The organism is Paenibacillus sp. FSL H7-0331 (genome assembly GCF_001956045.1).
Genome location: NZ_MRTH01000019.1, coordinates 107,944 through 120,515, shown reverse-complemented (window position 1 = coordinate 120,515; position 12,572 = coordinate 107,944). Strand labels below are relative to the sequence as shown.

Genomic DNA, 12,572 nt, shown 5'->3' with positions numbered 1-12,572 from the left:
TTATTCTGTCTATACAACATGAGATGAGTTTGTAAGAAAAATATTACAAAGTCTCTCATTTTTTGCAGGTAAATTATGGAAAACGTCGAATATAAATCTGGATATAATAAAAAAGGAGATCATGAGATGAACAGGGAGACCATCCACTTATTGGCTGCTATGGTCATACTGGCTGGATTATTAGCCGGATGCAGCCCCGTTAAAAAAACAGATAAACCAGAAAAAAATTCAAATCCTGCTCCAGTCGCGATTCACACAGCTGTAAACTCGAAGCAGAGCAGCTTGTCGATCTCAGCGATCTTTCCGTTCCCCATTGTTAAATCCAGTACATAGATCAGTCTGCCGCGATGACTCCAACGGATCCGTTCACGAGAACTGACTGTGCAGCCTGTGCACGTCCCGAAACTTGCTCGGCCAGAGCTGCGCCCCCTCGAGTTATTTTTGAAACTCCCTGGCGATCGCCCTGAAGCACAACGTCTGGATCAAGTGCCGCTACCAACGAATCGAAATCGTTGGCGTGTGCAGCAGCATGAAAAGCATCGACAAGTTCTCGTTGACGAGCAAGATCAGCTTCAGGCATTGTACCCGCTCCTCGCACTCTATGTCGTGCCCGGCTCGCAAGTTGTCTGGCTGCGGTCTCGGATTTCCCCACAATAAGGGCAATCTCATTAAATGGCTATTGAAAACCATGCTAGTTCTTCAGTGGCCTCGATTGTTCCCTCCAAGGTTTTCATCATATATAAGTGTTCTACGAGTAGGTAAAAATCGGTAAAATTACGGTAAATAACGTACCCTCGCCAGGTTCGCTGGCGACTGAAATGCTTCCATGGTGCCGCTCGATAATTTTTCTGACGATGGCAAGTCCCAGTCCGCTTCCCCCCGATCCACGCTGTCTGGCGTGATCGGTTTTATAGAAACGCTCGAAGATCCGTTCCTGCTCCTCTTTCTTAATACCAATTCCGCTATCTTGGATGCTGATGACAACGCGATCTGTCTTGGCCGCAAGCTTTATTTGAATCGTTCCTTGATGCGGAGTGAACTTGATGGCATTGCCAATCAGGTTCGTCCACACCTGATTTAATTGATCCGCATCTGCAGATATTTTCACTCTGGGCAAATTCAAATCCAGCCCAAGCTCCTTCTCCGACCACTGGGGTTCGAAGAAAACGACCACGCGGCGAAGCTGCTCGTCGAGATCATATGTGGTGGGATGAAAGGGATGATGCTCTGATTCCAATGAAGCCAGCTTTAACAGGTTCTCACTTAGCCGAGACAAGTGCTCGCTTTCCCGCTCGATGATTTCCAAATAACGATGGCGTTCATCCTCCTGCAATGCCGATTGGCGGAGCGCCTTGGAGAATCCCCGTATTGAGGTCAGTGGCGACTGGATTTCATGCGATACGTTAGAGACAAAATCCTGCCTCATCTGCTCAAGCTGCTTCAACTCGCCCGCCATATGGTTGAAGCCTTCGGCAAGCAGACCGATCTCGTCACTTCTTTTTATATTCACATTCACGTTGAAATTGCCGCGTGCCAGCCGGTTCGTTGCCAGTGTCAGCTTCTTGATCGGACTCACGATATACCGTGAAGCGACCAGTATGAGCAAACTTCCAATGAGAAGTACGATCAGCAAAGCAGTAATTATCGTGTTACGGGTCTGTTTCCTCGCTACCTCAGACACCTTGGGCGTTACGAAGAGGGCGTATTGCTTGCCGTTTACGGCGAGCGGGATGCCAATCATCAAATTCGTCGATTCCTTGAAGTCGGCGTAAATAAAATTCTTTGTTTCGATTTTGTAGATGTTCCCGTGCAGAACAGAGGTGACCCTCTGTTGATCCAGCTCAATCCTATCGTTATTCTTTTCAACCCCGAAGGAGGCCTGGTAACCGCTGTCGTCAAATAAGAACAAGGAATAGCTGTCATTGAATTGGGTGCTGCCTTCAAGTAGAGTTTCCAATTTTATCGGCTGATACTCGTTGCTCATCTCAACAAGTTGGTAGCCTACTTTCAGCAAGCTAGCCTGCACCTCGGTTGTAATTCGGTTCGTATAAAGCAGCATGACGATGTGAAAAGTCAGGAATACACTGACAACGACGACGGCCGAGAACGTCAATACCACTCGTAGATAAAGGGTCTTGATCATGCGCCGCACACCTCGAAAGAGACGCGATCAATCGTCATATCGCCAATAGATATCAGCTGGGAAGAAGCGATCTTATAGCGTTTAAGCAGCGCCTTCACCCTCATTACAAGCTCGACCGGATCGAATGGCTTGACGACGTAATCGTCCGTACCGAGCTGAAACCCTTTTAACTTGTGGGCCGATTCACTCTTCGCGGTTACCATCACCAGCGGAAGATCGCTATAGTGACTGCGGAGCTCGCGGCACAAGTCCCAGCCATCCATGAGCGGCATCATCACATCTAGGACGACAAGATCGACTCGTGTCGATTCGATAAGCTTCAACGCTTCCTGTCCATTGCGGGCTTCAATCACACCAAGCCCCTCTCCAGCCAAATATACGCGGATCAGCTCCCGTATATCCGGATCGTCATCGACAACCATATTCCTCGCCATATTTTCCTCCTTTGCTGCTCGAATACGAAGCAGTTTAGCTTTCTTTACAAATAAACTACAGATTCCTTGTAGCCCGCTTTATTACAAAATAAATAATCTCTCCTTGTTATGAGGCAACGATGATGATCTCGGAGATTAGGAAAAAGCCGAATGCGAAAACAGATGTTACTACGCGAACTATTGCAAGCCTCTCCCACCGTTCCACAAGAAACCGGAAGTTGCTTGGGGGAGCTTCAGGCCGCCACTCTAGTGCGGCGCTATTAATAGGAACCGTACCGATGAATGTAACTCCAAGCCAAATAATTAACATCATAATCCCGAGTATCCTGAGAACGAACGGAGTTCCGCTGTCACCTGTAAGTAGTGAAACTACTCCGAATATGAGAGCCGGGAAATAAAATGATGGTGCTATGATGCGCAGTGTACGGATAAGCCCTTGTCGGACAATAATGTGCGAAGATTCTTCCAGCAGGTCCAGTGGACCTCGCATGCCAAATCGTACTGTAAATTCTGTACCTGCGAGGAGGCCCGCAAAGAAAATGCCTGCACAAGCAAAAATGGTATTTAACATAAGGCTAGTCACAGATTACGCATGCCTCCTTTAAGTTACTACTCTAATTCCGTTAACAGGTACCTTCATCATCGGTGCTTTTGCGGAACCAGTCATCATGTCACCGTTGACTGTCAGTTTAAAGGATACCTTCATCGGAAATGGTGAAGTCAAACGAGTCGTAAAGGTTACGTCGCAGCCATTAATTTTTCCTTGTTGAATCGGTTGTCCATCATAGGTGCCCGAAAGCTCTTCATTGTCGATAGCAAGCACAAGCTCGATATTATTTTCGCCACGTGGTGTTTTGAACGTAATTGTCCAGCGTCCTTCTGTAGCGTGCAGGCTTTTCATCGGAACGTGCAATACTTCGTTTGACTGGTTCCGTACGAGAGTTGTGTCTGCTCCTTGTCGTAGGCGATAGGCTTCAGCCGCATCCCGGTATTGCTGATGCTCGGCCTCATGATCGGGCACCATACCGGATTTAGCTCCCTCGGGCGATAGAAACCGGAGGATCGCTGCATTGGCACCGACTGCATGTTCACTGGCACGTGGAAACATCTCTGATTCGTATGCCGCGATGGCCTCCGCTACAGTTGCATGTTTGGCAACAGCATGTGCGATTTCGGCAGCGTCTAACATGGCGAGGTTGACGCCGAAGCCTCCGAACGGTGCCATGGCATGAGCAGCATCACCGACAAGAGTCACGCTACTGTTGCTCTTCCATGTAAGCGGCGTAGGCAGGATATGGATGGGTCGGTTCAGGTAGCCCGAATCGGTATCCGTTAGAAATGGGAGTAAGATCGAATCCCACTCCGAATGCTCTTTTACTAGGTAACGACGGATTGCGTCGGTATCATCGAGAGAAATACCGGCCTGAATATACCAGTCAACTGGTGCAAGCATTGCAATGTAGCCGCGGATATGTCCATTGCTATTACGCTGAACGACGAGTCCGTGACCTACACCATCAGTGACGAACACATGGCCGGGACCGACAAGCTCGCTAAGTGCGGGATGATCGGTTTCTACGTCGGCGAAATCAATTTCGAGGTAAGAGACACCCGAATAGATGGGCTTTGCATCCGTGAGAAGAGGTCGGACCTTTGACCAAATTCCGTCAGCTCCAATAACCAGGTCAACCTCATCCATATGGCCGTTCTCAAATTCTAGGCGAATACGTCCATCATGGAGCTCAGTCGAGCTAACTAATTTGTGCCCCCAGCGGATGGTGTTAGGTTTAAGATGTTCAGCGAGCATGGCACGAAGGTGGCCGCGATCGATCTCGGGAGCAGCAGAATCGTCTTCCTCTGGAACAAAAGATGCGATGAGCTTACCCGTGTGAGAAAGTCGTTTTTTTGCTTGTCCCTCCATCCTTGCACGTGCATGAAATGCTTCCTCGAGTCCAGCGTCTTCCAGTGCGATCTGTCCCGAATCCGCATGAAGATCAAGAGTACCACCAGCGTCACGGGAGTCAATAGACGTATCGATTTCATACACAATTGGGGAGAAACCATATCCCTGAAGAATACGTGCGCTAGTGAGTCCAGCAGGGCCGCCGCCAATAATAGCTATGTGAGTATCAACAGAATTTTTCATGAGTAAATATCCTCTCTTTGCCGGTTTAATTTATACACGGCTTTTTATAACTAAACGATCATTTGCATATAGTAACTTAACGACCGTTCGTTAATCAAATACTAAACGACCGTTCGATAAGTGTCAAGGAATACATGAAAAGAACCAACTCACGCCCAGCGCAGCAATGCTTCTTGGTACCGGTAAAAGCTTGACGAGGGTCAATTAGAAAGATAGTATGAGTTTAGATTTTAATTTTGGCTAATATTATGTGTAGGGAGTATATGTGTTGCTCCTGTTAAAGGAAGGAGCTAATATCATGAGCAACTCCATTTCGCCAGAGCGTCGTTCCGGCGAAGAAACGCGATCTCAGATATTGAGCATTGCTTTAAAATTTTTCATTGAAAAAGGGTACGAGAGAACCTCTACCCGAGATATTGCCGAGGCACTGGGTATGACAAAGTCTTCACTGTATTATCATTTCCGCAATAAAGAAGATATCCTGATTAGCCTTATTCAGCTGCGCCACGCTCAGCTTGAGGAGCTGCAGGAATGGCTGGAAAACCAGCCGTCTGTTCCTGATCTACTCGAACGTACTGCACACCGATGGATTGAATGCACCACTCCTGAAAGATTACAGGTTATGATTCTCTCTCAAGCCAATCAGCCGATCATGCTACGCCTCCATGAAACAGGTCAGGATATTCGTACTGGCTTTCAGGCTATCATCGACCACTTCGTAGACAACAATAGCAGTGCTGAAGCACGTCTTTTGGTCCGCATGACCTTGGATACTATATCTTCTGCCCTGTCCGCTTCACGCGGCACGGATATCGACTTTAACGAAGTTCTCAGCGTGGCTCGGCAGACCGCATCGGCTCTCGCTAAACTGGCTGTTCGCGCTAAATCATCCGATCACCGTCAAAACCTGACAGACTGACTACGAGTTTGCAATGTTAGTTATCTACACTTTAACGCTCAAATCATTTTCCGTACGTTCGTTGTTATTTTCGATACAAGTTAAAAGAGGTGTCTCCACATATGTAGAGATACCTCTTTTTTGAAAATATGAATTCAATTGAAACTAATTAGTAATAATTACTAATAATGCAGACCATAAATCTATTTTCTTCTATCGGCTAGCAATGTGATACTCGATCCATGGAAAATACGACGTTAGCGTGTCCGAAGCGATACCCGTCATTTCCATCACGATATATTGATCTGACTACTTTTTCTGACACCTACAATTTGATATAACACGAACTTTCTTATTATGGCATTTGCATTCAGAGCGTCTCTTAACGTTTATTTTTGCCATGACTAACCTTCTATGAACCGAACTCTTTTTAATAATCTTACTTAAGTCGCGATTTATTTGATTAAATATTTCATGATGAACTCTTTGATCATCGTCAATGCTCGTATGGTAGGCAAGAAGTGGAGCCTTATCCGTTTTACTGCATGGGATATTTGCTCCACTCCAAGTTCGCATGTATTTAACAGGTCTTTGCACTGCACCTGGCACACCTTGAAAACCACACGAAAAACCTTCTCGATCGGATGTACATGGCACTCTTAAATACGGTGGACAATCCGTTAATCCAGTAATCCCGTTATTTTGAAACCACTCAATGATCTTTTTCCCACGGGGCACATCTCCTGGTTTTTTTAATGTATTGGCAGGCCCGTATACTGGATCAACAAGACCAACAAAATCAGGGATTTTTAGAGTCACTCTGGAGAGTCTACTTGCTGCCCACCCACCAAATGAATGTCCAATAAGTGCGACATACCTTGGGTTTTTAGTACGTCTAAGAATTTCTTTATTTATGTCACTTATTAAAGGAATATTTCTACGGTTGCTGTCATTTTCTTGGTTCCATTTGATGTGAAAAATGTTGTTCGGATTAATCCCGTATTTTGCGGTGAGTTTTTCTCTTAAAGTGTCCCTTAGGCTGGTCATTCCATTGCTATTTCCACCACGAAAGCCACTAATGCACACTATGACAACATCTTCTGATGGCTTGTCAAAATTATATACTGCTGAACGTGCTGATAGAGTAACGACTCTGGGGTTAAATAATTGCATACAAAACCCAGTTCTTCTGCTTTTAGCAACTAATCGTTTCATTTTTATTTTCAGCCTCCCAGACTTCTATAAGATGCTGTATCATACGTGGTGTTTTGACCAAGAGCAACTGTTACAAATGCGGATCTACGTTTTTTTGGATGACACCGATGCCGAATCCGACTATTTTCTTAATATTTCGTCACCGTCAAGTCAATGTGGAATGGTAAAAACCTCATGACATAACCAAAAAGCCGCCATTTAAGTTAGGCGACTTTTTATGTAACCATGTTGTATTAGCTGTGCAAACCTCCTTCCAAACGAGGACGCTGACGATGGTGACCGATCGGGATCTGAATCAGACTGGTCTTGCCACGCTCAGCTAATTTGTACAGCTCATCACAGATAGCAGTATTAAATCCGAGCAATGGCCGCCCTCCCATACCCATGGCGGACGCCGCTAACAGTAAATTTTGTACAAGTATCCCCGCTTCCATCTGCTGAATACGATATCCCCGATACCCTAGTGCCGATTTGTTGTAGTCCTGTGCGCTTACCACATGCAGGCAGAGGGGTACTTGAAACAAGTTGACGTTATTCATCGACATTCCAAGCTGCAGCCTTAGCCGATGATCTCCCGAACGTACCCGGCACAATAAATGAGCCGTGCGATCATAGCGATAGGCACCGTCAGGAATGCCTTCAACGTTATACAAACAACAGTACAAGGACATACGAGCTGCAGGATTTTCATTGGGAGCATTCAGGTCATTATAATAAGATAAAGAAGCCATCGCCTGTTGTAACAAAGCCGCCACTTCGGAATGGGTCACCTTGCTCAATACGAAATCCGATTCTGGTGAATACCGATTTTGGCAAATCGAGGTCAGATCATAGGATAACCGCTTCACGTGGGGCATATATACCGACTGTAGTCGGCTTTCAACATGCTTCGTCTCCCCAATGTGTCGAAACGAACCTATTGAGTCCAGCATGGACGCTTCGTTCATCTGTGTCAGCTTCGGGTATGCTTTGACTTTAAGCGACCGCTCGAAGCTTTCATGTCGAACTTCCGGTAGTTCCCTGCACAATTGAACCGCATAGCTTCCCCCCACTACATCAATCCCGTTGTGCAACCAAGATGTCATGGGCTTCGTCGAAAGTGGGATCACCGCATACACACTCTCATCCCTATCGGATATCCCAAGCAGATGATTAACCGCCCGATCCAGAAATTGAAAATACACCCGTGATTCGTAACCATACTGTCGGGTCACTTCAAGTAATTGACCAATCATTACACCCGTATCCAATCCTTGCAATCGATAAGCAAAATTATTGTATTTATAAAAATTTTTCCAAAACATGACGGAAACCAAAACCGTTGCAAAACAACCCGATATATCACATCGACTTCCGAGTGCCTGATTCAGGTAGGAATCAAAGTTCCCCTCACGAAGCAAAACCAGCCGATGGTGTGCCACATCGTAATGATAGACACCAAGAGGAGAATCGGCCGTCTTCAGATATACATATAGCTCGTTTGGATACAACCCGCCGCCTGAAGGGACAAAACGCCGATACATCTGCAACGGGCCCAACTTTTGGTTCATGGAATGGGCCGCAGGGTATTGGCTCAATCGGGTCAGGCCGTATACATGCCATAGAAAATGACCGATTGTTGTCAGATCGGGATTGGCGGGCGATCGATTTCTATACAGTGACAACGGGATTTCCAGGGATAAAGGAAAGACTGGCAATCTGCGATATAGCTTATATGGAAGAGGCGCGTCATCCCAGTCCACTTGCCAGTCCTGAGGTCTGGACTCATTAGCATCCTCATGGAGACTACGCAGGAATGTTTCCAGACTCATCTTCCTTCCTCCTCAGTCGTTTTAAGGGAACGGATGCGGATGTGGATTCAGTTGGTTCAAAAGCAGCGGCTGTTTGACATACCCGAGCAGCGCCGGTACCTTTAACACTCTGTCCAACCCTATCACACGGGTGAGATGTTGACCGAACGTCATTGGAAGCATGCCTGGAATCAGCACCTTCACGCAGTACAATTCATTTCGTTGTAATTCAGGCGTTGTCTGATCTACCACGATCACATCGAGATTCAATCGGTGGAACGCCTGAAGACCGTCCTTCAGGTCATCGGTCAAATCCGAATGCGTCGGCACCCTATCGAATTCCTCCTGAAATGCCCGCAGAGGTCGGTTTTCTTCCAACAGAAATTGCAGACGATCTTCTGCTTCCGGTAAGCTGTAAAGCATCGAGTGGTCTTCCATACCGGTCACCAGGGATGGGTCATGCAGCATTTGCCTATACTGCTCGCGGTTTTCTTCGAACTTGCCATCGAGTGTCAACGTCATCCCCGATAATTCATGAACCGCACTTTTCGCAGCACGAACGGGGTCCGGGTGAGCTCCTGCAGCGCAAATCAGGTTGACTCCCTTTGATTTCATGTTTTTGGCCATTGCCCACACGCTTGGAATTCCATTTTCCATCGTTGCGTTATACAAATATACATCAAATCCGGCTACCGTCTGCAAGCGTTGGATCATGAGCTCCAGTTCCATATCCCCTGCAGAATAAGGATCCAGCCTAGGGAGCGGCAGTTCTGCGTACCAGGTCAACAGAAAAGAATCGCGTTCCACCACTTCCATGATGCCGTAAAATATAGCCTCTTCTAAGCTTCCTCCCAATGCGCAGCCGTTGGACGTTTCATAGATAAATCCTTGACCACAGCTCGAACTGTAATATGCAAGCTGCTGCGGAATTAATATTGGATTTTGCCGCTCAAACGAATAGCCCCATACCCAATCGATCGGCTCGTCAGGATGAAATGGCTTGAAAGGAAAATGAGGCCGCTCATACTGCTCCTTCGCATACAAGCCTACCGTAGCTGGATGAAGGGCATGCTCCGCCAGATTACGGTAACTGTCGTTGACCACCGGCCTTTTACCGCGGGGCGCCATACCGCAATATCGCTCCAAGCCCTCCATAATAGCAGTCAGTTCGCTTTCCGCATACGAGTGCGTACGGCCTGCTGTAGCTTCATCATGGTCGAACATCGGTAGATTTACACTCACATCAGCAAAAGGAGACATAAGATCAACCATTTTTCCATTCAAGAAGCCGGTCTTATAATCCAGATAATCTTTCACCAGAAAGCCTGCAAGTTCCTCTAACGACCGACTGCGGTAGCTTTTGGAGCTAATCTTGGGACTTGATTGAAGAGAGATGCGGGCCCTTGCTGGTGTATCTTCAGGCATATAGCTGCAAAATGTACAGAGTGGGTCCGGCAGAAAACAGTGGCTGGTGCTCCTTAATGTTTTCATATCCATGAAAAACACTCGTTCTTCCAAGCGGGAAGTGTTGCCCTGAAGCACATCCATCGTATCTTTCACAATCAGGTGTGCCATCTGCAATAGTCCTGTACTTGATGACCAGGCGTCACGAGAATTCGCACCGGTCTTCAGACGCTGCTGCAGCATCCACGTCTCTTTGCGGTCACGTCCCGCCAAGAGGCGCCGAGTGTCAGCGCATTGTGTACACCCGGATAAATCAGGTCGGACTAGCGGTCCGATCACACCTTCGCCGAATGCAACAAAACCTCTCAGCCATGGAATAGCTGCTTTCCGGAAAAGCTCTTCCGCTTCCTGATGAACAGAGGGATGCCATGCATCGTGCAGCACCAAGGCGAAATCGACGTCTTCCGGTACTCCCTCCTTAAAGTCGCTCAGACATACAATCCTGCATAGGGCGGACAGCTCGCGGGTCACAAGATCCGCCAACCCTCCCTTTCCAATAATAGCCAGCCCTCTGTTCACCGGGACTCCCCCTCTCGCAGCAGCACGCCAAACACTCCTTTGAGTTCTTCTTGCAAAAACGGTTCTACGGCCAGATCCATAACAAAGAGCTGTTTGCCGTTCTTTTTCAATAGTTGCAAAGCATCCTGTAAAATTTCGGACTTTAAATTTCCTTCACTTGAGGGAATCACAAGGTCCACGGTATCCTTGCCAAATCTCAGGGATGAAGCTTCCAGCTCCAGCACCTGATTCGCAGGATATACGGAATTATTTTGCACCTTCTGGAGTGCAGCTTGTAGTCCCTTCTGCAGCGCCATAGTTGTATTCAAGTCCGTACTGCCATACCAGTATTCCCCTGTACCGACCCATACTGCTGGGAAGCCCAACACTGGCTCTCCCAAGGCGATCACCGGCTCTCCCCTCATAGTGGTCAAAGCCTGTAAATAATACCGGCTGCGCTGATCCTCCACCCTATTTAACTGAACCCGAGTGACAGTTTGCTCATGAACCTGCTGCATGGCGTGCTGCATGGCCAAATTGGCTTTTAATCCTCGCAAAACGCCTTCTGCTGCCGTTTCCCCTACACCGATACCGACAACCTCTTGCGTTTTAAGGATGATGTCGGCCAATCGTGATACATAAGCTTCAAGCCCAAGCAGTCCCGATTCCCGCCGGGCTTCCTCGTGTGTCAATCCTGTACCGATCAGCTCCGGCAGCAGGTCAGCAGGACCCTGTGATAATGGATCAACCGTCTGAACACGACACTGCGAGAGTGGCAGCTGTCTCAAATCCCCTTCTTCCCAAACATGGAGAATCCCTGATTGTGCGGAAGTCAATCGGTTCAAATAAGTCAGCAGTACACTTTTGTCCGCGTTCCCTTCACTCCCATCAAGCTGCAGCTTCAACTGAAGCTTCGATGCTTGAACCGTTCGGGCTTCCTCAAATCCATGAATCAGAGGATGCGGCATGAATGGGTGCCAGCTGCCCTCCAACGTTTCCAGATCCAGCAGAAAAAACGAATTTCTCAGCTCTGAATCCCCCGTAACGGTTTTAAACAGCTCGAACACAATCACATTGGCAAGCATCGCTCCCGCTGTGGATGAGAAAATGTGCAGCTCCGGGTCCTTAATAACGGCTGGCTGGTGGACCCGACGCCACGCTGATTCCCAGCATCCCTCCGCATCCGAATGTACAACCGGACCTGCCATTCCTGTCTGATGCAGACACATTGCCGGCAGCAAAATCTTCTTCTCCGTTTTGCAAGCTGTATGGAGGTGCCGGAACTCCTCGATATCCCCCTCTTGAGATACATACAAAACCGATTGGAATGGCTGGACAACGTCCCTCCAACCGTCTGCTCCTTCCCTTTGCTTCATGATTTCCTTAAGAACTACATCAGGATCCATACGGTGGGCCTGTTCTGCCAATTCCACAAGCCGTTCCCGGTTCGTCGGCACCGAATCGGTTATCAGCATATTGATTTTAGGCAGCCCTGACTCCATTAATGCGGAAATTAATGCAACGAAGATCGGACCTGACCCGACCGCTAATATGTCAGCCCGCCGATAACACTGAAACCGGTATGCGCCGGAATCGCCGAAACTTTCTAAAAAGGCTATTTGTCCAGCGTACTTTTGGATAATTCCGTCCGTTAATTGATGCGTTAGGTCCTTACTTACATCCCGAACAAAGCCTTGTTGGTATAACACATTTGCGATTTCATAAACCCGTTCACGGTGCGTGTACGACAATCCGTCTGTCAAATCCTCCAAAGTATGTTCTCCACTGAACATAGGAACCAACTTTTCAATCCACCGGTCGATCATCCCGCCCTCCATGCGGAATGTGCCTACGTTATTACGGAAGTACACACCGTCGTTCGGAACAGGGAGAAAAAACGTGTCATCCTTAACTTTTAGGCGTGCAGCAGGGGTTAGACTTGTCATTTGTCTCCTCCTAATTGTTGCGAATTACCCTAATGTGG

At 47.6% G+C, this 12,572-nt stretch carries 10 protein-coding genes and 1 pseudogene; 2 read left to right on the top strand and 9 right to left on the bottom strand.

The window, feature by feature from the left end:
• Nucleotides 1–126: 126 nt before the first annotated feature.
• Nucleotides 127–333, top strand: a complete 207-nt coding sequence (locus BK127_RS25295; protein ID WP_076234302.1) for a hypothetical protein — start codon at nt 127–129, stop codon at nt 331–333.
• A gap of 1 nt (nt 334) precedes the next feature.
• Here the strand turns inward: BK127_RS25295 and BK127_RS25290 are convergent, their stop codons facing one another.
• The 5 genes and pseudogenes from BK127_RS25290 to BK127_RS25270 all read right to left on the bottom strand — a co-directional run bounded on the left by BK127_RS25290 (nt 335) and on the right by BK127_RS25270 (nt 4,723).
• A complete protein-coding gene (locus tag BK127_RS25290) occupies nt 335–580 on the bottom strand; it encodes a sigma-70 family RNA polymerase sigma factor family protein (RefSeq protein ID WP_076234301.1) in 246 nt (81 codons plus the stop codon).
• 168 nt (nt 581–748) lie between these two features.
• Entirely contained in the window at nt 749–2,143 is a 1,395-nt protein-coding gene (locus tag BK127_RS25285; protein WP_076234300.1) for a sensor histidine kinase, read from the bottom strand.
• Nucleotides 2,144–2,151: 8 nt separating this feature from the next.
• Nucleotides 2,152–2,577: pseudogene (locus BK127_RS25280) on the bottom strand (response regulator transcription factor); the annotation flags it as partial.
• A 106-nt stretch (nt 2,578–2,683) separates the two neighbouring features.
• The gene (locus BK127_RS25275) at nt 2,684–3,148 is read right to left on the bottom strand and encodes an anthrone oxygenase family protein (protein WP_179097591.1); all 465 of its coding nucleotides are present in this window, start codon (nt 3,146–3,148) and stop codon (nt 2,684–2,686) included.
• A 30-nt stretch (nt 3,149–3,178) separates the two neighbouring features.
• Nucleotides 3,179–4,723 carry an FAD-dependent oxidoreductase gene (locus BK127_RS25270; protein WP_076234298.1) on the bottom strand — a complete coding sequence of 515 codons (1,545 nt, stop codon included), beginning with the start codon at nt 4,721–4,723 and terminating at the stop codon, nt 3,179–3,181.
• A 298-nt stretch (nt 4,724–5,021) separates the two neighbouring features.
• On the opposite strand from BK127_RS25270, the gene BK127_RS25265 reads away from it, so the two are divergent.
• The gene (locus BK127_RS25265; protein ID WP_076234297.1) at nt 5,022–5,642 is read left to right on the top strand and encodes a TetR/AcrR family transcriptional regulator; all 621 of its coding nucleotides are present in this window, start codon (nt 5,022–5,024) and stop codon (nt 5,640–5,642) included.
• Nucleotides 5,643–5,930: 288 nt separating this feature from the next.
• On the opposite strand, the gene BK127_RS25260 is transcribed toward BK127_RS25265, so the two are convergent.
• The 4 genes from BK127_RS25260 to BK127_RS25245 all read right to left on the bottom strand — a co-directional run bounded on the left by BK127_RS25260 (nt 5,931) and on the right by BK127_RS25245 (nt 12,534).
• Complete coding sequence (locus tag BK127_RS25260) at nt 5,931–6,836, bottom strand: hypothetical protein (RefSeq protein ID WP_076234296.1); 906 nt, start codon at nt 6,834–6,836, stop codon at nt 5,931–5,933.
• A 233-nt stretch (nt 6,837–7,069) separates the two neighbouring features.
• Entirely contained in the window at nt 7,070–8,647 is a 1,578-nt protein-coding gene (locus tag BK127_RS25255) for a SagB family peptide dehydrogenase (protein WP_076234295.1), read from the bottom strand.
• A gap of 21 nt (nt 8,648–8,668) precedes the next feature.
• On the bottom strand, nt 8,669–10,609 hold the full coding sequence (locus BK127_RS25250) for a TOMM precursor leader peptide-binding protein (protein ID WP_076234294.1): 1,941 nt from the start codon (nt 10,607–10,609) through the stop codon (nt 8,669–8,671).
• Nucleotides 10,606–12,534 (bottom strand): putative thiazole-containing bacteriocin maturation protein, encoded by a 1,929-nt coding sequence (locus BK127_RS25245; protein ID WP_076234293.1) that lies wholly within the window; start codon nt 12,532–12,534, stop codon nt 10,606–10,608. The genes BK127_RS25250 and BK127_RS25245 overlap by 4 nt, the downstream gene beginning before the upstream one ends.
• Nucleotides 12,535–12,572 lie beyond the last annotated feature (38 nt).